Source organism: Prauserella muralis, from assembly GCF_003202285.1.
In the GTDB taxonomy this organism is placed as follows: Bacteria; Actinomycetota; Actinomycetes; order Mycobacteriales; family Pseudonocardiaceae; genus Prauserella_B; species Prauserella_B muralis.
This window is the reverse complement of sequence record NZ_MASW01000007.1, coordinates 571578-592138: the sequence shown is the minus strand read 5'-3', so window position 1 is coordinate 592138 and position 20561 is coordinate 571578. Positions and strand designations below refer to the sequence as shown.

The window sequence follows — 20561 nt, the reverse complement described above, 5'->3', positions numbered from 1 at the left end:
GGTGTTCGCCTACGGCAGCTCGGACTCCACCTTCGGGAGCAACTCCTCGGCGATCGGCCGCAGCTGCCGGACCGTGCCTTCCGGGTCCGCCTTCGTGACGACCTCCACGAACGCGCCGTCGGCCTCGATGATGGCGACCAGATAGCTGCCCCCGGAGCCGACGTCCAGGTCACTACCGGCATAGCCGGCGACCTCGCCCAACCCGTCCACCGGCTCGTAGGAGACCGGCTCACCGTTGTCGGTCAGCGCCGCGTCGAGGGCGTCCTGCGCGGTCGGCTCACCCGGCACGGGTGTCACCTTGGTGGTGACCTGACGTGTGTCCGCGAGGTCGGCGGGCTCCGCGTCGAGGAACGCCTGGGACTGGTAGCTGCACACGACCGAGCCGTCCTGTTCCGGCGGGTTCACCCCGCCCAGGGCGCCGGCGAACGGTTCGCCGAACTGTCGCTCGAGCAGGGGAAGCTCGACCATGCCGCAGAGCGTGTCGCCATCCAGACCGGCCAGTGGACCCTCGGCCACCGTGGCGTCCGGCCCGGCGCTGGGTGTCTCACCGCGGACGTCACTGCCGCAGCCGCCGAGCATCGCCACCGCCGCCGTCACCACGACGATCCCCCTCGTGCGGATCACACCGGCCCCCGTTCGCCGTCGGATTGAGTGAATCCTGCCAGCCCGCACCGTCGTGCGCGGGGAAATGTTCGCGGTCGTGGTGATGATGGCGTGGCCGCGCTGGTCCGTCACCTCGCGCATGGTCGCCCCGCCCGGCACGAGCAGCCTGGCGCTTCGGCTTCCGGAGTTGGCCGATCAAGATGCGCACATCGGCCACGCACCGTGGGAGGTTTCGCTCGCCGGTGACGAGCGCTGCCTGGTGCGCGGGACGACCATGGCCGGCGGCGACGCCGGCTGCTTCGTCCTTCAGCCGAGTTGGAGGGTGAAGCATTTGGCCAGCGGTTCCCCGAGGTACGGCCCGTAGCCGTCGATCGGTTGGTAGCCCTCACGCTCGTAGAACCGGATCGCGTCGGGCTGCTTGATGCCGGTCGCCAGGACCACTGTGTCGGCCCCGTGCTGGCGGGCGTGGTCTTCCAGTGCACGGAGGATGCGGGTTGCCACACCGGTGCCGCGGGCCTGCGGGGCCACATGCATCCGTTTGATCTCGGCCCTGCCGTCGTCCAGCAGCCGCAGGGCACCACAGCCGGTCGCGTCGCCGCCGCCGGCACGGGCGATCAGGAACACGGTGATGGTTTCGGCGTTCGGCGGCTCGGTTTCCTGGTCGGGCATGTTGTAGCGGGCGGCCAGTTCGGCCTGCATGGCCCGGCGCAGCCGGACGCCGTCCGCGCTGTCCCACGGTTCTTCCGCGATGGTCACGGTCACAACGATTTTCCCTTCATGGATGTGTGCTGCACCGGCAGACCGCTGCCTTCGCACGCCGCTCGTTCATGGCGAGATCCTGGTTGGGCCTCAGCCGGGTGGCATCGAGATCGACGGCGTTGTGATCACGTGCCGAACGGAGGTGCTCCGTGTTGAGGCTGGCGCGCGTCCGGCGCACCTCACGTGCTTGACGGCAGGCGCGCAGCGTCCCACGCTCGCCGTTCCGCACTCGCTGGATCGACCTCCTGTCGAAGGTCCTGCGCGAGCACGCCCACGCACCGTTCGTCCGGCCGGTAGGCGGGCCAACCCGGATCACCCTCCCGGATGAAGCGCACCCAGGTGCCGTGGACCGTGTCGGCCACTTCGCGCGAAGGCGAGTCCCCGATGAGTGCTCGGGTGGGCCGCTGGTGGATCGTGTCGAAGACGTAGGGGAGCTCAGTGGCGTGCGCAGGGCCGAAACCGTGGTTCGAACGATCCTGCGGGTGGTCGAACCGGTAGACCCAGGTCTTCGCTGTGCGCCCTCGGACCTCGGCCACCCGGATCGCGGGCATGGCGAACATCCAGTCGCCGAAGACGGCCGCGAGCACGTCACCCGCCGAGGCACCGGGCCGGTTGCGGCGGTACAACTCGAGGCCGCTCTCCGGCAGCCCGTAGCTCTGGGCGGCAGCAGTCAGCCTTGCGTCGTCGACTGCGTCGATCGTCCCGTCCGCCACGAGGAAGAATCGCCCTTCGTCACGGTTCCAGCCGGTCAGCAACGGCACCGAGGACCCTGCGCCGGATCGGAACGCCGTGAGCGGATGGGCCGACAGCACCTCGCCGTCGACGCTGGGGGCGAACGGGGTCAACGTCAGCGCCAGGAACCCCCACCGGGCGGGGTCGGGCATCCCTTGAACGTCTCGCACCACCTCGTCGGCGGCGCAGGCCAGCACCGCGGGTTCGATCCGCCTCAGAGCGGCGCGAGCAGGCTCCACCGCCAGGCGCTCGGCGAGGCGCAGACCGACCGTCCGCCCCAGCTCGTCGGTGAGGATGTGCAGCGCACCACCGCTCTGCGCGATGGCCCGGGCGAAGAGGCCGCGGCTGCGCTCCATGGAGAGCAGTGTGGTCACGCTCATCGCTCCCGCGGACTCACCGGCCAGGGTGACCGCGCCGGGGTCACCGCCGAATGCCGCGATGTTCTGCTGAACCCACTCGAGCGCGGCGAGCTGGTCGAGGAGGCCGAGGTTGGCCTCGCCGTCGCCGAGGTGAAGGAAACCTTCCGCGCCCAGCCGGTAGTTGATGGTGACGCAGACGACGCCGTCGCTGGCGAACGCCGAGCCGTCGTACTGGTGCACGGATCCGGAGCCCGCCACGAAAGCACCGCCGTGGATGAACACCAGCACGGGGAGGCCCTCGGCGGAGGGATCAGGGGTCCAGATGTTGAGGTTCAGGCATTCCTCGCCGGGGATGTCGATCTCCGGCAGGAGGGCACGGAACTGGGGAGGGTAAGGCGCCTTCGGGGCCGTCGGCCCGTACTCGAGCGCGGGCCGCACCCCATCCCATGGCTCGACCGGTTGCGGTGGGGCCAACCGGCGAGCTCCGAACGGAGCCGCGGCGAAAGGGATGCCGAGAAACCGCGTCACGCTCCCGTCGGTTGACCCTTCTACGACACCCGAATGCAACGTGACCCGAACGCGCGTGCAGGTTGGCGTCATTGCCATCGTTTCCTCCTGCAATCTCTGGGCTGGGGCTGTCGTTCAGGTCCCGGCCGAGTTGTGCCCGTGGGCCATGGCCCACCGGTGAAAGAGCGTCGTCGGCACACCCAGCTCGGTGGCGAGCTCAGGACGCGCGGGTGCCGGATGCGCACTCATGTACCGCTGGCCCTGGAACAACGCCGCCATGGGTCCGGCCACCGGCACGTCATCCGGGCTCGCGGGGAGCTCGAGGGTCGTCCCGAAGGCACGCGACAGCATCTGTGCGGCCTCGCGGAAGCTCAGCACGTCCCCGGCCAGTTCGAGTTCGACGCCGTGGAAGCGCCCCGGCTCGGTGAAGGCCGCGGCAGCGGCCGTTCCGATGTCGTCCACCGCGACGAAGGGGAGCCGGACGTCCGGGTCGACGGCGACGACGAGCCGGTCGGACGTCATGTCTGCGAAGTAGAGCGACGGCCGGAGGAAGTTCTCCATGAAGGTGGCCGGTCTCAGGATTGTCCACTGCGGGAAACCCGCCGCCCGCACGAGGTCTTCGACCGCGGCCTTGCTGCGGTAGTACTGGCCCGTGTGCACGCCCCACCGGGATTCGTCGAAGTTGTCGAGGTCGACGGTGCCCGCGCCCGAGACCGAGGTGTGCACGATGTGTTCGACACCCGCCGCGAGGGCGGCCTGGACGAGATTGCGTCCGCGTCGCACTTCGGAGTCGCCGGCCGGGTCGGTGAGATCGGGCGGCTGCACGGAGAACACCGCGCGGGCGCCATCGAGGGCTGCCTTGAGCGACGGGAGATCGTCGAGGTCGCCGCGGACGAGGACGGCGCCGAGGGCGCTGAGAGCGCCGGCCTGCTCGGAGGTGGGGTCGCGGACCAGGGCGTGGACCCCAACGCCGCCGCTCAGCAGGGCGCGTGCCACGGCGCCGCCCTGCCTTCCGGTCGCTCCGGTGATCAACGTGACTGATGGTGGCGTGGGCACAGCGATCCTCTCGATCCACTAAATGGGGTGGGGCCCCGTTTTGTCGTCGCTACAATATGGGGAGTCCCTCCGTTTTGTCCAGGGTGAGAGGTCGTGCAGCTGGTGAACGCCAAGATCAGGTCGCAGCGTGCGGACTGGCAGCGCAACCACGAGCGGCTCGTCGCGGCGGCCGCGGCGCTCGTTGCCAGGGACGGCGCCGACGTCTCTCTCGAGGAGATCGCCCGCGAAGCCGGTGTGGGGTCCGCCACCCTGCACCGGCACTTCTCCTCCCGGCACGCGCTGCTCGACGAGGTGTTCCAAGGCTCGCTCGATCACCTTCGCCGGCGAGCCGAGGAGCTGGCCGATGGCGAGCCCCGGACGGGAATCATCACCTGGCTGGAAGAGTTGACGGCCGCCGCGGCGGAGACCCGTGGCCTGGCAGCTTCGCTCGGTGCCGGCGAGGCATGTCACGCGGTGATCCGCGATGCGACGACGGTCCTGGTGAACCGTGCGCACACCGCGGCCGCCATCCGTCCCGAAGTGTCTGCGGACGACCTGCTGACCCTGGTGACGGCCGTATCGCTCGTCGCCGAAGGCGACGCGTCGACAGCGCGGCGCCTGCTCGATGTGGCCCTGGTGGGCGCGCTGAGCTGACGGCCGTCACGCCGGATCACCGGCGGGATCACCAACGCCCACCTGGGGCGGAACCGCGGGGGTTCCGCCCCAGGCAGTGGTGTCGCCCGCGGCCCGCGACCAACTGGCACCCCGCACCTCCGGCCACGGCCGGTTCAGCACCACCAGCCGCTACGACAACACCGGCCGCCCGGTCGGGGCCACCGACCGCGACGGCGACACCGTGCTCCGCAGCGCCGAAATCACCTACGACGCGCTCGACAACCCGTGCGCACCCTCGGCCGCAACGCCGACGGCACCGTCCACACCGGATCCGGAACCTCGTCACCCGCACCGACCCCGACGAGCCGGACTCGTCACCGCCGCCATCGACCCGCGCGGCACCGACCCCGTCGCGTTCACCACCAGCTACACCGACGACGCGCTCGGCCGCGCCACCACCGTCGCCGTGCCCCGGTCCAGGTCCGGACAGGCCGGCGGTACCCGGATCGCCACCGACGACCCCCTCGGCGAGCAACCGTCCACCAGCGACCAGACCTTCACCACGCCGCTGGGCCGACAGCCTGCCTGCTGAGGGTGCCGACAGTGGACACAGATGCAGTGAACACAGAGGAGCCCGGGTCAGAGGCAACGAGACTTCTTCGTGCTGGTTTCGTACGACGCGTAGATGTTCCGGCCGGTTCCCGGCTCGTCGAAGCTCCACCGGCCCTGGGAGTCTCTCGTCAGCCAGAAGCCGCGGCCGGTGTCCGCGCCGTTCGGCTTCTTGCCCCTGTAATACGTGCGAGCAGTATCGCCGCCGCCACTCCAGTAGGTCAGCTGACGCTCGGCCCTGGCCCAGGAGTACTTGCCGGCGGATCCGTCCACGGACAGGCCGTGCCTGTTCTGCCAGCTCCTCGTCGCCTGATGGCTGTCCCAACCGAAAATGCCATCGATATCGGACTGGTAGAACCGCCGACCCTTGTCGGCGATCCACGCACCGTCCGCCCACAGTATCGCCTGCCACAGACAGGTTGCACCGGACTGGTCGTTGGTATTCAGGTTCACGACGCCTTCGGCAGAGCTGGTCGACCAACTGTCCTTGACGTACGCCGCGCCGGTATAGCTGTTATACGCCGAGGCCGTACCCGGCGCCATACCGATACTCACACCAATCGCGACGATCAGCGCCAAGCCACCTCGACGGCGCCATCTCCCTGTGCCCGTGGACGTCATCTTTTTCCCCATCAGCTGTCCTGTCATTGCATCCGGACGCAGCGACGATTCGCCAGACGGCTCCACACGTCGTACGCCGACCCCTACGCGGACAAACTAGCCGGGCTCGATGGCTGCGTGTGTCGGGGGAGCGTCCGGCCGCCTGTGTAAGTGATCGTGGCGGTCATGGGGCGGGGATCCGCCCTTCGAAATAGATGGTGAACGCTTGCAGTACTTGTTTCCAGCCCGATGTTCGGATGCCGATGTTCGGCGTGCGGTAGTCCTCGAGGTTGCGGACGGCGAGGTAGAGCACCTTCAGCGCGGCCTGCTCGGACGGGAACTGGCCACGGTTGCGGGTGACCTTCCGCAGTCGGGCATTGAGCGACTCGATCAGATTCGTCGTATAGATCGCCCGCCTGACCTCGGGCGGGAACGCCAGGAATGGCGTGAACTCCTGCCAGTGGGTTCGCCACAGCCGCACGATCGCCGGGTAGCGGGCCTCCCACTGCTCGGCGAAGGCCTCCAGCGCGGCGGCGGCCGCGGCCTCGTCGCTGGCGGTGTAGATCGCCTTGAGGTCCTTGGCCAACGCCGGCCAGTACTTGCGAGACGCGTAGCGCAGCGAGGCGCGGATCAGGTGCACCACGCACAACTGCACGGTCACCTGGGGCCACACGGTGGTCGCCGCTTCCGGCAGCCCGGATAGCCCGTCGCAGCACAGGATGCACACGTCCCGCACCCCGCGGTTACGCAACTCCGCGAGCACCGACATCCAGAACTTCGCCGACTCACCGGTGGAGGCACCCACCCACATGCCCAGCACCTGCTTGGCGCCCTCGCAGTCGATCCCGATGGCCAGGTGCGGATCTTGACCATCAGGGCGTCGATGAACACCACCGGAAACACCGCATCCAGCGGGCGGGACTGCCATTCGGTGAGTTCGTCGACGATGGCGTCGGTGACTCGGCTGATCAGATCCGGGCTGACCTCCACCCCGTAGATCTCCCGCAGGTGGGCCCGGATGTCGCGGGTGGTCATCCCGCGCGCGTAGAGGGCGATGATCCGGTCGTTGAACCCGTCCAGGCGGGTCTGGCCCTTGCGCACGATCTTCGGTTCGAAGCTGCCCCGCCGGTCTCGCGGCACCTGCAGGTCGACCGCGCCGGCCTCGGTCAGCAGCCTCTTCCCCGTGGCGCCGTTGCGGGAGTTGCCAGACCCGCGACCGGCCGGGTCGTGCTTCTCGTAGCCCAGGTGCTCGGTGAGCTCCTCGCCCAGGGCCCGCTCCAGCACGGCCTTGGTCACCTGGGACAGCAGGCCGTCCGGGCCGAGCAATTCGACCCCTTCGGCTTCGGCCTTCGCCAGCAGCTGATCAGCCAGCGCACCGTCGATCAGCGACTCTTCCGCAGCCGGTCGAGCAGCCCTGCCCGCCGGCACTGAATCGGAATTCGTCATCACGTGGTCCCTTCCCGAACCGCTTCCGCAGTTCAGAGTCGAGCCACGTCACTTACACAGCCGGTAGGACACGCCCTGTATTGACCTGAAAGGTTGGGAACGCGGCTGGTTGGGGGGTGTCCGCCGAGTGCGGTGTGGCCGCGATTGGGCCGCCGCGCGTTTTCCGCACTGCTGAGTTTGCGTCCTGTTATGCGGCGAGCTGCTGATTCAGGTAGTCGTTGCGGACTTCGTGCGGAGTCCGGTAATCAAGCCCTGAATGGATTCGCCGCCGATTATAGTGCAGTTCGATATAGCGGGCAATGTCTTGCTTGGCCTTCTTTCGTGTGGGATACACCATATGGTGAACACGTTCGTTCTTCAGGCTGGCGAAGAACGACTCGGCAAGGGCGTTGTCCCAACAGATCCCGGTTCGACCGAGGGAATGCCGCAGCCCCAGCTCGTTGAGTTTGGCGAGATACTCGGCAGACGTGTATTGCCTGGGTTCAACCGGTCGTTGCAACACCGGGTTGTCGGAGCGAGCGTAGTTGTTCGTCGAACACTTCGGCTGGGGTCTTCCAGTCGAGGCTCTTGCGGGGCCGGTTGTTGAGCGCGAGAGCCACTGCTTCGAGGTCCTCGGCCCTCTGCACTAAGGCGACGACGACATTGAGGTACCGCCGACTGGTGAGGGCCCGATCTCGCGCGCTCTGGCATATCTTGGTGCCGTACGAGTTGACCACTACGACGAGTTCGCTGCCGTCCGGCTGAATCGACATCGGCGAACCAGCGATTGGCAGCCATAACCAACCGAGTCTGGACACTGTCAATCATCAGGTGGGACCGCACTGTCTCGCATCTCCCGGAAGACGACACCAGCCGCCGTGGCGGGAAAGCCCAGCGACACGCGACCACGTTGACTCCTGAGCCACGGCCGGTGCCGACGTGTCCGGCGAGTATCGGCCCGAATCTTGACGAGGCCTGCGATCCTCGGGAGGTGCCCGACGGCGACGTTGTTCGACGGGCCGGTCAAGGCCGTGGCCGAATGATCACCAGCAGGGAAGGCACGAAGCTTCAGTGGCCAGCCGCTCGAGCATGCCAGGCCCCTTAACGCACATGGGCTTGCGTTTGTAGCCGCGCCTTTCTACGGTCGCTCAAGGCGACGTGACGTGCGTCTCGGCACCCGACGGCGAGGAGTGGGCATGAACATTCGCAGTGAGAGCCACAGCCGGATTCTCGACCCGGAGCGCCCGGCCGCGTGGTTCGATGTCTTGCACCCCGATGGACTCAAGGCGGTTCCCGGGGCTGCGGGCTCGGTCAGCGATCACGATGTCCATGCTGTGGCGGCCGACGCGGATTGACGTCGAACCGCCGGCAGCGGGCGTTGCTCACACCTGCTGCCGGAAGCGACGGGCCACGTCCCGTGATCACCTGTGCTTTCCTTCGCCGACGTCGAACGTTGACAGGTGCGATGCCAACGAGACGGAGATTTGCCCGATGATGGCTGAATGGCTGAAGAAATCGGGCCAGTGTGTCCTTGGCGGTTTCGAAAACCACCTGGTGCCTCCGGTGGTCAACTGGCAGGGGCCGGTTGTCGCCGCAGCCGGTAGTCCCTCCCTCTCCTGAGGGCCACGATTTCTGCGACTCCAACCCGGTCGTCCTCGGTCGGGTTGGCAAGTTCCCTTCAACGCCGAAGGAAGAGTGATGAAGCCCAGCACGAATCGAGAAGCCGCTGCTCAGCAAGCCATCACGGTCAGCCCCACCTCGCGTCGCCGGGCCATGTGGGCCAGCATGCTCGGTAGTGCTGTGGAGTTCTACGAGTTCACGATCTACGCCTATCTTGCCGTTGTCTTCGCGCCATTGTTCTTTCCCGCCGGCGATGTTTTCGCCTCAACCCTCGCCGCGCTCGCCGTCTATGTCGGCGGCTACGTCGCGCGCCCCGTGGGTGGGCTGATATTCGGTGCCCTGGGCGACCGCTTCGGCCGGCGGCCCGTTCTGATGACGACGATCTTCCTGATGGGTGGCGCCGCCAGCCTCGTCGGCCTGCTGCCGACGTACGATCAGATCGGCGTGCTTGCCCCGATACTCTTGGTGGTGTTGCGGCTGGTGCAGGGTTTCTCGGCAGGAGGAGAACTCACTGGCGCGCTGACGTTCATCGTCGAGTCGGCGCCGCCGAACCGGCGCGCCGTATACGCTTCGCTTCCGGCCCTCGGGGTGGCGATCGGGCTTGGCCTCGCTGCGCTGGTCACGGCAGCATCAAGTGCGATCTTCACTTCGTCCATGGAATCGTGGGGATGGCGGGTTCCGTTCCTGCTGAGTATTCCCCTCACGGCCGCGTGCTTTCTGCTCCGTCGGCGACTTGAGGATTCCCCGGAGTTTCAGGCGATTCTCGCCGCCAAGGAGGTCACGCGAACGCCCATCCGCAATGCTCTGCGGGGGCATTTGCCGGACATCCTTCGCATCACCGGCCTGACCGTCGGCCTGTTGGCGCCCTCCGTGCTCGGCAAGATCTACCTGGGTGTCTACCTTATTCAAACCCAGAAGATGTCCCCCGTTCCCGTTTATGCGACGCTCGGCGGGCTCATACTGCTGACTGCGGCGCTGATCCCGGTCATGGGTCGGGTCAGTGAGCGGATTGGGCGCAGGCCGATCGCCTTGATCGGTTTCACGGCGTATCTGCTCCTGTCGCTGCCGCTGTACATGTTCGTCGCGTCGACGACGAGTCTCGCCGCGGTGGCGCCCGCCGTACTGGTGTTCCTCGCGATCGAGCCCTTCATGGCGGCTGCTGTCTATGCCACGGTCTCGGAGCTCGTCCCGGCCCGTACGCGCTACACGGCCACCTCGATCGGCTTCAACCTCGGGACCATCGTCGCCGTCGCCGGTCCGTACGTATGCGGACAGCTCATTCTGATGACGAACTGGGACGCCGCACCCGGCGTGTGGGGCATCGCCGGTGCGCTGCTCGGGCTCTTGACGCTCGCGGTGACGCGGGAAACCCGAGGAGAGCAACTCGCGCGGTGACCTCGGGTAAACCGGAACCAGAACTCGGGGCGTCGATCGCCGCGATCGGGCCAGGGGTCAGCGTGCCGAGCTGCGGAGTGCGTCGTTGACCAGCGCGTCGAGAAAGCGGTTGGTGACCGGACGGGCCGTGACGAAGCGCCTGAAGTACAGCGGAGCCAGGATGTGCTCGACAACATCCTCCGGGGCAGGAGGGTTCTCACCGCGACCTTCTGCCCGGTCGAACATCGGGCGCAGCGTCTCGTAGCGGCGAGCCCAGTATCGCCGCCGACTCGCGCTGTCGTCGGCGGGCAGCGCGAAGAAGGCCTGAGCGAGCGCCGCCCGTAGCGGGTCCTGAAAGGCGTGGGCGGCCTCGCGGGCGAACTGGCGGACGTCTTCACGTAGCGAGCCGGTGTCGGGCGTCGGCACCACGCGGATCAAGCTCGTGAGGATGACGTCAAGCAACAGGTTCTGCACCGTCCCCCAGCGACGGTAGATGCTGGTGTGGTGAACGCCGGACCGCGCGGCGACCGCTGGGATGGTGACGCTCGCGAGCCCGCCCTCGATCAGCAGCAACTCGACAGCCTGGTGCACGGCGGCGCGAGTGCGCGCTGTTCGGCCGCCTGGTCTCCGGACGATCTTGTTTGAGGCCATGGTGCAGCTTAACGCACAGACGATTGCGTTTGTGTTCGGTTTCTTTCTACGGTCGCCCAGTGCGACGTGACCTGTGTCCCGGTACCTGACGATAGGGAGTGGCCATGACCATCCGTGGCGAGAGCCAGAGCTGGATCCTCGACCTGGGAATCCGGACCGGAGGATTCGACGTCCTGCATCCCGACGGGTTCAAGGCGTTCCAGGGACTGGGCTACGACCCTCACGATCTCGAGAGCGTCGGAGCGCGAGCCAAGGCCGGCTCGATGCTGCCCAAAGCCTGGTCCCGTGTCGCTGCCGAGGTCGAGCGCAGCGCGAACGAGTACGAGCAGGACGGCTTCGTGGAGACGGCATACGCGCTGTACCTCCGAGCTGCGTTGCTGTGGAGCCGTGCTCAGTACTCGATCTACACCGTCGACTCACGCAAACGGGCGCTCCGGGAGCGGTGCGACGCCGCCGTCGCCAAGATGGCCCAACTACGCAAGGGACGGATCGAGCGCGTCGAACTTGATTTCGAGGGAAGTCCGGTCTTCGCGCTACTGCATCTCCCGGCCGGTCAGGTTCGGGACCTTCCCGCCGTCCTGCTCAGCCCCGGCATGGACATGACCAAGGAAGACTTGCTCCAGGTCGGGCAACGGCTCTTCGCGGATCAGGGCTACGTGGCGCTGGCCGTCGACCTGCCGGGCATGGGAGAGTCGCGCCTACGCGGAACCACGGTAACGCTCACGAATCCCGAGCGCGCGGTCTCCCGTTTCATCGACTACCTGGTCGAACGCCCCGAGGTCGACGCCAATCGCATCGGCCTGCTCGGGATGAGCATGAGTACCTACTGGGGCATGCGGGCCGCGGCTCACGACTCCCGCCTGCGCGCGGTCGCCGGCTTCATGGGTGTCTACGGCGACTTCGGCAAGCTCTTCAACGGAGCGCAACCGAACTTCAAGACGAACTTCATGGCCATGGCCGGCTACACCGACGAGGAGCTCTTCGACGCCGAGCTCGGCACCAAGATGAATCTGTGGTCGCTCGCGCCGAAGATCTCGTGCCCCGTGCTGATGGATGTCGGCGAGTTCGACGAACTCGTGCCGATCGAGGAAACCCTCGCGCTGTACGAACTGCTCGAATGTCCTAAGGAGATCCGGGTCCACGAGGACGAGTTCCACCCGCTGGGCGGCATCGGAGGCGAGATGACCACGTTCGGCGCCGAGTGGCTGCGGCGTGCGCTTGCCGGTGAGTTCGACGGTGGACGCGACGTTCGCGGCTATGTGCGCGCCGGCGGTGAGGTCTCGCGCGGGTCCGCGGAACCGGACTGGTGGCTGGGCGCCCACCCGGAGGCCGTCGACGACCTCGTGCGTCGGCACCGGAGCGCCGACGACTCGTCCGAGGTGACGTCGTGAGCGGCGAAGGGCACGTCGCGCTGATCACCGGGGCAAGCCAGGGTATCGGCAGGTCGGTTGCCCTGACGATGGCCGCGTCCGGGTGGCATGTCGTGGCCGCCAGCCGCAACCGCCAGGGTCTCGAGGCCACGGCCGCCCGGATCGTCGCCGCTGGCGGGCGCGTGGATACCCACACCGTCGACGTGACGGACGAGTCATCCGTGCGGGGGCTGGTCGCCGCACTGGTGGACGGCGGCGTGCGCCCGGCTGCGCTCGTCAACAACAGCGGCGTCGGAGGACCGTCGCTGCCGCTGTGGGAGATCGAGCCCGACGCGTGGGACGAGACCTTCGCCGTCAACGTCCGCGGCGTCTACCTCGTGTGCCGGGCCGTGCTCCCGCTGATGATCGAGCGAGGTGGCGGAGCGGTCGTCAATGTCGGGTCCGTCACGGCGAGGAACCCCTTGGCCCACCGCACCCCGTATGCCGCGAGCAAGGCGGCCCTGATCGGGCTGACGCGCACCCTGGCCGCGGACGCGGGTCCGTGTGGAATCCGGGTGAACCTCGTGTCACCGGGCGCTGTCACCGGGGAGCGGTTCGACTGGGTGGTCTCGTCCCAGGCGCAGGCGACCGGTCGGAGCGAAGCCGAGGTCCGGGCCGCGTTCGCTCGGCAGGCGGCGCTCGGGCGGAACGCGGATGCCGACGAGGTGGCGCGCGCAGTCGAGTTCCTGGCGTCCGGTGCGGCGTCCGGCATCACCGGCGTCGACCTCACCGTGGCCGCCGGCTACGCGATGAACTGAGGTCGACGTGAGCTTCAACCTGGCGAGCATCCTCGACTTCACTGCCGCCACGGACCCAGACCGTCCGTTGCTCTACGTGGGCGACGAGGCTCTCACCTTCGGCCACGTTGACGATCGGGCCCGGCGGGTGGCCGCGGGACTGACCACGATGGGACTGCGACCCGGCGATCGCGTGATGATCCAGCTGCCGAACGTCGCCGAGTTCGTCTACGCCTACTTCGCCATCCTCAAAGCAGGCCTCACGATGGTGCCTGTCAATCCGGTGCTGGCTCCGCGGGAAGTCGCTTATCAGATCACCGACAGCGGCGCCACCGTCCTGATCGCGCACGCGTCGGCCTTGGCATCGGCTCGTGCGGGAGCGCGGGGAGCCGGCGGTGTGCGGCTCGTCGTGGTTGGTGGCGGTGCCGGCCCTGGCGAGCTCGACTTCTCAGCACTGCTCGAGGCCGCACCGGCCGACCTCAGCCACGCCACCGGGCCTGACGACGCGGCGGTGGTGCTGTACACGAGCGGCACCACGGGCCAGCCCAAAGGTGCGGAGCTGACCCACTTCCAGCTCTACATGAACTGCACCGTGACCGGCGAGCTGCTCGGGCTCGGGCCCGGGGACGTGATGACCGGTGTGCTTCCGCTCTTCCACGTGTTCGGGCTCTCGAGTGTGTTGAACGTCGCGGTTCGGTATGGCGTCCCGCTCGTGCTCATGCGCCGGTTCTCCGCCGAAGCGGTGATCGACGCGATCGGGCAGTACCGGATCACCGTGTTCTCGGGCGTGCCGACCATGTACGTCGCCCTGCTGCACGCCGACGTCCGGGGGCGCGAGGTCGGCAGCCTGCGGCGAGGAATGTCGGGCGGCGCCTCGATGCCGACCGAAGTGATCCGCGGGATCGAGGAGAAATACCCGGGGCTGGTGGTGCTCGAGGGCTACGGCCTGTCGGAGACGGCGAGCGTCGCGAGCTTCAACATCGACGCCGAGCAGCGAAAGGTCGGATCGATCGGACGGCCCGTGTGGGGTATCGAGATGCGCGTGGTCGATGCCGACGGCGACGAGTGCCCGCCCGGCGGGGAACACATCGGGGAGATCACCGTCCGCGGACACAACGTCATGAAGGGCTATCTCGGCAAGCCCGACGACACCGCGGCGGCGATTCGGGACGGCTGGTTCCACACCGGTGACCTCGGCTACCGGGACGAGGATGGCTATTTCTACGTGGTCGACCGGCTGAAGGACCTGATCATCCGCGGCGGTTACAACGTCTATCCCCGCGAGGTCGAAGAGGTGCTCTACGCACATCCCGACGTCGTGGAGGCAGCCGTCGTCGGCCGGCCCGACGGACGCCTCGGCGAGGAGATCGAAGCCTACGTCGTCCTCACGGCGGGTGGCCGCACCGGCGTCCGCGACCTCGACGAGCACTGTCGTGCGCGTCTCGCGGCATACAAGTACCCGCGCTCCTTTCATCTTGTGGACGAGTTGCCGAAGGGCGCGACGGGAAAGGTTCTCAAGCGCGAGCTGCGCGCCACAACGACAAGGAGCGAGGAACCATGACCACACATCCGTCCATCACCGGCGTCGAGTTCACCGGCAGGGACGTGCTCGAGGACTACATCGCCAAGTACTCCAACTGGGGTCGCTGGGGGGCTGACGACGAACTCGGCACCATCAATCACGTCGGGCCCGAGCAGGTGAAGGCCGCGGTCGCTCTGGTGACCGAGGGCAAGGTCATCTCGCTCGCTCTGCCGTTCGACGCGAAGGGGCCACAACCGGGGAACGGGCTGCGCTTCAACCCTGTCAACGTCGTCACCGCGTCCGGCACCGACCATGGAAGCGGCGTCCAGGAGGAGCTGCCGGATGGCTGGGGAAGGGCCAAGGGTTTCGGCTTCGCCGACGACATGCTCATCACCCCCAACCAGGCCGGTACGCAGTGGGACAGCCTCGCCCACATCTTCTGGCAGGGACGGATGTACAACAATCGGCCGGCCCAGCTCGTGACCGCGAACGGAGCCGCCTTCAACGCGATCACCGCGTTCCGGGACAAGTTCGTCGGTCGTGGCGTGCTGCTCGACGTGGCGCGGTACAAGGGAGTGGACTTCCTCGAGCCGGGCTACGCGATTACGATCGACGATCTCGACGGGACCGCTGCCGCTCAGGGCGTGGAGATCGCCACGGGCGACACGATCGTGATCCGCACGGGGATGCTCGGCGAACGTCGAGGCAACTGGCGCGACTACGCGGGCGGGTCGGCGCCGGGCCTTTCGCTGCACACCGCGCCGTGGCTGTACGAGCACAACATCGGTGCCGTCGCGAGCGACACGTGGGGCGTCGAGGTGCGGCCCAACGAGATCGACATCATGCAGCCGCTACACCTGGTCGCCCTGGCCCACATGGGCATGCCGGTCGGCGAGATCTGGGACGTCGACGCGCTCGCCGAGGACTGCGCTGCCGACGGGCGCTACAAGTTCATGCTGATGGCTCAGCCGCTGCCGATCACCGGTGCCGTCGGATCGCCGACGAACCCGATCGCCGTGAAGTGACGGCCGGACAGTTCGCCGGGACTGCGTCGGCAGCCCGGCGTGCGCATCATCGAAGGATCGTGACCGAGGCGAACCGTTCCCGGCCGCCGGGCGACCGGTTCCTGATCCTGTCGCACCCGACGTGAGGGAATACGACCGCAGCCGTGCGAGCCCACTGGATCGCCGGCATGAACACATTGCTGCGTTGCCTGGAGAGCGAGGAGGCCCGATGAGGGCGTGGCAGGTGGCCGAGCTCGGTGAGCCGGCCAAGGTGATGAGGCTCGTCGAGGTCGCCGACCCGGATCCGGGGCCGGGCCAGCTCGTGGTGAAGGTGCTCGCGTCACCGGCGAACTTTCCCGACGCCCTGATGTGCCGCGGTCTCTATCAGGTCAAGCCCGACCTGCCGTTCACCCCCGGTGTCGAACTGTGCGGCGAGGTCGTCGCGACTGGCGGCGAGGTGGCCGGGTTCCGGGTCGGCGACCGGGTCCTGGGCGGCGCCGTACTGCCGTTCGGTGGCTTCGGCGAGCTGGCCCTGATGGACGTCGCGACCACCTTCCCGGCACCAGCCTCGCTCAACGACGCCCAGGCCGCGAGCCTCTACATCGGATACCAGACCGGCTGGTTCGGGCTCCATCGGCGGTCCGCGATCCGGGAAGGTGAGACCCTGCTGGTGCACGCCGCGGCGGGTGGAGTGGGCAGTGCGGCGATCCAGCTCGGTAAGGCGGCGGGCGCCCGGGTCATCGGCGTCGTCGGGGGACCCGAGAAGGCCGCGGTCGCTCGCCAGCTGGGTGCCGACGTCGTGGTCGACCGGCACGAGGCGGACTTCGTCGAGGTCGTCAAGGCGGAGACCCGTGGCCGCGGCGCCGACGTCGTCTACGACCCGGTCGGCGGCGAGACCTACGCGCGCTCCACCAAGTGCGTCGCGTTCGAGGGCCGGATCCTGGTGGTCGGATTCGCGGGCGGCGACATCCAGTCGGCCGCCCTCAACCACGCGCTCGTCAAGAACTACTCGATCGTGGGCCTGCACTGGGGCCTCTACAACTCCTACGACCCGCCTGCGGTCCGAGAGTGCCACCGGGTGCTGACCGCGCTGGCCGACCGATGCCTGATCGCCCCGCTCGTCAGCAAGCGGTTGCCGCTCGCCGAGGTGGCGGCCGGCGTGCAGCATCTCGCCGACGGCGCGACCGTCGGCAGAGTCGTGTACGACGCGGGAGTGCCCGGATGAACGAGAACCTCCTCGCCGCCGCCCTCCGCGAGTGGTGTCGAGATCGCGGTAGCTGTACGGCCGTTACGACGACCGCTTCTGTTGGTATGCCGAACCGGTCTACGGACATCACGTATTGGCATTTTTCACGGCGAGTCATCAATAGTCAGGATGGGTGAGTCATCACCTAGCCGAAGGGCCCTCGATGTACTGGCCTCAACGGGACTGGATTTCTGCCGGAACCGCGTGCGGCTTCGCGGCCCTTGCGAGCGTCGACTGGGGATGCCCAACCAACGGTGCGTCACTGCGAAAGATTTCAAAATACGCGACTTGTCAGGAGGTGAGGTCCGTTCAACCAGCCGGACGAAGATCTGCGTCTCGCACCGAACTCGCTGGTCAGACTATTCACGAGAGTCCCGCCCATAGGTACTTCAGCATCAAGGGGGATCGCGACCCACCCGTCAACTCCGTCGCTTTTTTCCAGGTCGGCATTTACCAGTCCGCTTGATGATCGACTGGTGGACGCAGGATGCGGTGCCATTCTCCCTGTTTCACGGCTTTTCGGTCGACCTGGCGAGCGGCTGGCCCGCTGATTGATCTGGCATTCGGCGGTGTCGTGAGAAGCTGCGTAGATGCCGCTGCTCAACGACATGCCGCTCGAACGAACGAACCGGATCTTCCGACACCCGATTCATCAGGACGGCGTCGGCACCCTGGTCCGGCTGATCACCGCGTTGCGGCAATGTCGGAGTGCCGAGGACTTCTACAACTTCCAGCAAGATCTGCTCGCGCGAGTGTTGGAGGTCCAAGAACATCGAGCAGGGTGTCGGCGCGTTGCGAAGCTGCTTCGGCAAGGCAAAGCCGTGCCAGCCGACGCCCCCGATCTGAGGTCCACCGACCCGGTGACCAGCCCTGAGACCTGGGATCTGGAAGCGGATGTCTGTGAGCGAGTCGACCGTCAGCTGCGGTCGGTCGCTGACGGTCTGGCCTGGCGGGTGTTCAGCTACGACCGGCGCGTCATCATCGCACTCTCCCGGAATCAGCACCCTGGCCCGATGGCCGGAAAGAAGGGCTTGGTCGCCGAACGCGAGTTCGTGATCAACTGGTGGCGTGACGAAGGTCGGTTCGTCCTGCTTCACGACCTCACCTCGTGCTTGACCATCGGCGACGCCACCTCGTTCAGGGAGATCGGCAACGAATACGAGGCGTATCTGCACGAGATCAAGTCCAATCCCAGCTGCACTGTGTCGCGGCAACTGCGCCGCCAGCGGATGGCCGAGGAAGCGATCCGCTCCGGTGGGCCGTTACCCGGCGATCTTCCCGGCCGACTGGTGCCGCTCAACATCCCGTACAAGACGCATCTCCATCTGTTGGGAACAGCCTTCGATCGCGCCCACGACCGTGGCGTCCAAGGGATAAAGGTTCCAGGCGGCCGGGCACTCGTGGCGACCGACATCGTCCACGGTTACGACCTGTGGTCAGCAGGCGAACTCATCGACCGGACGGCCGCCGAACATCTCCAGGCCGTCAAACGGGCTCGCATCCCTTGATGGCGGGCACCTGGTCTTTGCGCGCAGCGATGACCTCGTGGCGCGCTCGCCAACGATGCCTCCGTGGTCGATCTATCCCCCTTGCACCCGCGGTGTGCGCGCGGCTGATCACCGACTACGCCATGTACTTCGTGACGATGTCCAGCGAGCCGCTGCTGGCAGCGCTGGACGATGTCGGTCTCACCGCGAAGTGGGTACTTCCTCGCGATCAGGACACCATCCAGCCGCACGAGGTCGTGCTTCGCGCCAACCGCGGCACTCGAACCATGGAGCTGCGTTGGGCTGAGATGCAGCGTCGGCTACTGCTCGAGTTGGCAGACCTCCCGATGTGGGCTGAAGGCGTCGCACAGCTGATGAACCACCACGACTCCGGACGGCATCCATGGCAGTCGTTCAGTGACGAGTGGAAGGCGTGGGCATAGCCCATAGGTGAACACAGATGACGTGAACACAGTAAGGCAAGATCAACGTCTCCCATTTTGCCTCCCAGCAACGACAGAACCCCCACCGGTGATGTTCACCGTTGGGGGTTTTGACCTGGGAAAACAGGTGGTGCGCGATACTGGGATCGAACCAGTGACCTCTACCGTGTCAAGGTAGCGCTCTCCCGCTGAGCTAATCGCGCGAGGCGGAGACGGGAATCGAACCCGTGTACAGGGCTTTGCAGGCCCTTGCCTGAACCACTCGGCCACTCCGCCGCGTTGTGTGGATCGGGCAGCTGCCTGATCCAACTGCGGAATGCCCGCCGCAGTCGAGCGGACGACGGGACTCGAACCCGCGACCCTCACCTTGGCAAGGTGATGCGCTACCAGCTGCGCTACGTCCGCATTCCCCGACTCCGCGTCTTTCGACCCGTCATCGCGGTGTGCTCAGCACTGTATCGGACAGCCGGAACAGTGCGTGCACGGGGGGTGTCCATTGCCTGGCCCGCTCTCCTGATCAGCTCAGATCGTTCGGGATGAGGTGCGTCAGCGCGTCGTCCACGTCGACCCACAGGTGCTCGTTGCCGGGCAGCACGACGTCGTAGGTCCGGTCGAGGAAGTCGGCCAGCTCCTGCGCGGAGGCCTCGAACATGGCGTGCCCCGACGGGGAGTTCAGCTCGATCAGCACCGACTCGGGGTCGTCGACCGACGGGCGGATCCGCACGTCGCCGTCGCCGGCCTCGGCGAGCAGGCCGTCGGCGAGGAGGTCACGCGCGTAGACCCACTCCACCCAGCCGGCCCGGCCGGTGCGAAACGCCGCGACCACGGCGTAGGGGTCCCGGGTGTCGTAGCGCAGCTCCACCTTCACCGGAACGGGAGGCGTTCGCGGTGCCAGCAGGTCGAAGACCGCTGTCGACCGGAGCGTCACGTGATCGTTTCGCATCGTCTTACCCTTCTGCTCCCTTCCCGGCCGCTTTGACCGAGCGTCGACGGTGAGACGTGCCGGGGCTCCGGCTCGCTCGCCGGTTCCGCTCAGATCACACTGTCGTGTGGCTCGAGCGCCCTCTCGGTCTCATCATCACTCTCGGCTTATCGACCTCCGCGCGTGACCCGGTGATCGTTCACGCGTACATACTGCTCGGTTTAACGCTCGGGCGATAGAACCGTCGCGCGAATGTTGCAGGTGACCTCCGTCCCTTCCGCGGACCCTGTCCCTGAGGGGGTAGCCGCTAGCTGGCGTTTCTACGCTCCGTGCCAGCGAATACGCGGTCCGTGCGCGGCGAGGGACCACCCGTTTGCCGGGCGCCGAAAGGCGTCGGGTAGTGTGTCTTCCACACCGCGAGGGGGCGATTAGCTCAGCGGGAGAGCGCTTCGTTCACACCGAAGAGGTCACTGGTTCGATCCCAGTATCGCCCACCAGCCGCCGCCTGGCGGCAGCGAGTTCCACCGAAAGGCCCGGCGATCGCCGGGCCTTTTCTCATGCCATGCCCGGTCTCCGGATGGGTCAACCACTGCCGGGCCCGCGGGATTCCCCGGCCGTGAACCACGCCACAGCGCCGCTGGCCGGCCCGTCAGGGCGCGGACACGCTCCGTGATAGCCCCCTGGTCCACTGTGGATGATCCGGCCACGCGCCCGCCGACGCCTGCGGGCGGTCCGCGGCTGTTCGCCGCGGCATGTCATTGATCAACTGACTACTTTAGGTAGTTGGTTGCCCTGTACCCATGATCACGCTTCGTGACGCTTACGTGATGCGACCCTCGTATCGGCGGTCGCCTGAAAGGCGGGCCATCCGGGCAAGTCCTTGTAACAACGTTCTGAGCGTG

Annotated in this window: 19 protein-coding genes, 4 tRNA genes and 2 pseudogenes; 12 read left to right on the top strand and 13 right to left on the bottom strand. The window is 67.2% G+C overall.

Annotation, left to right across the window (positions count from 1 at the left end; genetic code table 11):
• Positions 1-9: 9 nt before the first annotated feature.
• From BAY60_RS32450 to BAY60_RS32435, 4 genes are all read right to left on the bottom strand, one after another.
• Positions 10-624, bottom strand: a complete 615-nt coding sequence (locus BAY60_RS32450; RefSeq protein WP_112285202.1) for a hypothetical protein — start codon at positions 622-624, stop codon at positions 10-12.
• A 285-nt stretch (positions 625-909) separates the two neighbouring features.
• A complete protein-coding gene (locus tag BAY60_RS32445) occupies positions 910-1419 on the bottom strand; it encodes a GNAT family N-acetyltransferase (protein ID WP_245992905.1) in 510 nt (169 codons plus the stop codon).
• Between the two features lie 122 nt (positions 1420-1541).
• Positions 1542-3053, bottom strand: coding sequence for a carboxylesterase/lipase family protein (locus BAY60_RS32440; protein ID WP_112285200.1), 1512 nt, complete (start codon positions 3051-3053; stop codon positions 1542-1544).
• A gap of 42 nt (positions 3054-3095) precedes the next feature.
• Positions 3096-3992, bottom strand: a complete 897-nt coding sequence (locus BAY60_RS32435; protein WP_245992904.1) for an NmrA/HSCARG family protein — start codon at positions 3990-3992, stop codon at positions 3096-3098.
• A 117-nt stretch (positions 3993-4109) separates the two neighbouring features.
• Here BAY60_RS32435 and BAY60_RS32430 point away from each other — a divergent pair, with 117 nt between their 5' ends.
• Positions 4110-4649 carry a TetR/AcrR family transcriptional regulator gene (locus BAY60_RS32430; protein ID WP_245992903.1) on the top strand — a complete coding sequence of 180 codons (540 nt, stop codon included), beginning with the start codon at positions 4110-4112 and terminating at the stop codon, positions 4647-4649.
• Positions 4650-4728: 79 nt separating this feature from the next.
• Positions 4729-5202: a hypothetical protein gene (locus tag BAY60_RS32425; RefSeq protein WP_170160633.1), complete on the top strand. Its 474-nt coding sequence runs from the start codon at positions 4729-4731 to the stop codon at positions 5200-5202.
• Positions 5203-5249: 47 nt separating this feature from the next.
• On the opposite strand, the gene BAY60_RS32420 is transcribed toward BAY60_RS32425, so the two are convergent.
• The 4 genes and pseudogenes from BAY60_RS32420 to BAY60_RS38655 all read right to left on the bottom strand — a co-directional run.
• The gene (locus BAY60_RS32420; RefSeq protein WP_112285197.1) at positions 5250-5798 is read right to left on the bottom strand and encodes a peptidoglycan-binding domain-containing protein; all 549 of its coding nucleotides are present in this window, start codon (positions 5796-5798) and stop codon (positions 5250-5252) included.
• A 205-nt stretch (positions 5799-6003) separates the two neighbouring features.
• Positions 6004-7265: pseudogene (locus tag BAY60_RS32415) on the bottom strand (IS256 family transposase).
• 187 nt (positions 7266-7452) lie between these two features.
• The gene (locus tag BAY60_RS32410; protein WP_112285196.1) at positions 7453-7767 is read right to left on the bottom strand and encodes an integrase core domain-containing protein; all 315 of its coding nucleotides are present in this window, start codon (positions 7765-7767) and stop codon (positions 7453-7455) included.
• Positions 7748-7882 (bottom strand): annotated as a pseudogene (locus BAY60_RS38655) (IS30 family transposase); the annotation flags it as partial. The gene BAY60_RS32410 and the pseudogene BAY60_RS38655, both read right to left, overlap by 20 nt.
• Before the next feature lie 558 nt (positions 7883-8440).
• Here BAY60_RS38655 and BAY60_RS37405 point away from each other — a divergent pair.
• Together BAY60_RS37405 and BAY60_RS32400 are read left to right on the top strand one after the other, a co-directional pair.
• Positions 8441-8599, top strand: a complete 159-nt coding sequence (locus tag BAY60_RS37405) for a hypothetical protein (protein WP_170160632.1) — start codon at positions 8441-8443, stop codon at positions 8597-8599.
• A 343-nt stretch (positions 8600-8942) separates the two neighbouring features.
• Positions 8943-10259: an MFS transporter gene (locus BAY60_RS32400; RefSeq protein ID WP_112285195.1), complete on the top strand. Its 1317-nt coding sequence runs from the start codon at positions 8943-8945 to the stop codon at positions 10257-10259.
• Positions 10260-10316: 57 nt separating this feature from the next.
• Here the strand turns inward: BAY60_RS32400 and BAY60_RS32395 are convergent, their stop codons facing one another.
• Positions 10317-10811, bottom strand: a complete 495-nt coding sequence (locus tag BAY60_RS32395) for a TetR-like C-terminal domain-containing protein (RefSeq protein ID WP_170160631.1) — start codon at positions 10809-10811, stop codon at positions 10317-10319.
• A 182-nt stretch (positions 10812-10993) separates the two neighbouring features.
• Here BAY60_RS32395 and BAY60_RS32390 point away from each other — a divergent pair, with 182 nt between their 5' ends.
• The 7 genes from BAY60_RS32390 to BAY60_RS32360 all read left to right on the top strand — a co-directional run bounded on the left by BAY60_RS32390 (position 10994) and on the right by BAY60_RS32360 (position 18737).
• Entirely contained in the window at positions 10994-12280 is a 1287-nt protein-coding gene (locus tag BAY60_RS32390) for an alpha/beta hydrolase (RefSeq protein WP_112285193.1), read from the top strand.
• Complete coding sequence (locus BAY60_RS32385) at positions 12277-13056, top strand: SDR family NAD(P)-dependent oxidoreductase (protein WP_170160630.1); 780 nt, start codon at positions 12277-12279, stop codon at positions 13054-13056. Before BAY60_RS32390 ends, BAY60_RS32385 begins: the two co-directional genes overlap by 4 nt.
• Before the next feature lie 7 nt (positions 13057-13063).
• Positions 13064-14596 carry a long-chain-fatty-acid--CoA ligase gene (locus tag BAY60_RS32380; RefSeq protein ID WP_112285191.1) on the top strand — a complete coding sequence of 511 codons (1533 nt, stop codon included), beginning with the start codon at positions 13064-13066 and terminating at the stop codon, positions 14594-14596.
• On the top strand, positions 14593-15582 hold the full coding sequence (locus tag BAY60_RS32375; protein WP_112285190.1) for a cyclase family protein: 990 nt from the start codon (positions 14593-14595) through the stop codon (positions 15580-15582). Before BAY60_RS32380 ends, BAY60_RS32375 begins: the two co-directional genes overlap by 4 nt.
• 208 nt (positions 15583-15790) lie before the next feature.
• On the top strand, positions 15791-16786 hold the full coding sequence (locus BAY60_RS32370; protein ID WP_112285189.1) for an NADPH:quinone oxidoreductase family protein: 996 nt from the start codon (positions 15791-15793) through the stop codon (positions 16784-16786).
• A 611-nt stretch (positions 16787-17397) separates the two neighbouring features.
• Positions 17398-18315 (top strand): hypothetical protein, encoded by a 918-nt coding sequence (locus tag BAY60_RS32365; RefSeq protein WP_112285188.1) that lies wholly within the window; start codon positions 17398-17400, stop codon positions 18313-18315.
• Positions 18315-18737, top strand: a complete 423-nt coding sequence (locus BAY60_RS32360; RefSeq protein ID WP_146771119.1) for a hypothetical protein — start codon at positions 18315-18317, stop codon at positions 18735-18737. Before BAY60_RS32365 ends, BAY60_RS32360 begins: the two co-directional genes overlap by 1 nt.
• A 128-nt stretch (positions 18738-18865) precedes the next feature.
• On the opposite strand, the gene BAY60_RS32355 is transcribed toward BAY60_RS32360, so the two are convergent.
• The 4 genes from BAY60_RS32355 to BAY60_RS32340 all read right to left on the bottom strand — a co-directional run bounded on the left by BAY60_RS32355 (position 18866) and on the right by BAY60_RS32340 (position 19680).
• Positions 18866-18940, bottom strand: a tRNA-Val gene (locus BAY60_RS32355).
• A gap of 1 nt (position 18941) precedes the next feature.
• Positions 18942-19013 (bottom strand) — tRNA-Cys (locus tag BAY60_RS32350).
• Positions 19014-19069: 56 nt separating this feature from the next.
• Positions 19070-19142, bottom strand: a tRNA-Gly gene (locus tag BAY60_RS32345).
• A 112-nt stretch (positions 19143-19254) separates the two neighbouring features.
• On the bottom strand, positions 19255-19680 hold the full coding sequence (locus tag BAY60_RS32340) for an SsgA family sporulation/cell division regulator (RefSeq protein ID WP_112285186.1): 426 nt from the start codon (positions 19678-19680) through the stop codon (positions 19255-19257).
• A 401-nt stretch (positions 19681-20081) separates the two neighbouring features.
• Between BAY60_RS32340 and BAY60_RS32335 the strand changes: the two genes are divergently transcribed.
• Positions 20082-20156, top strand: a tRNA-Val gene (locus tag BAY60_RS32335).
• The last annotated feature ends 405 nt before the right edge of the window (positions 20157-20561 follow it).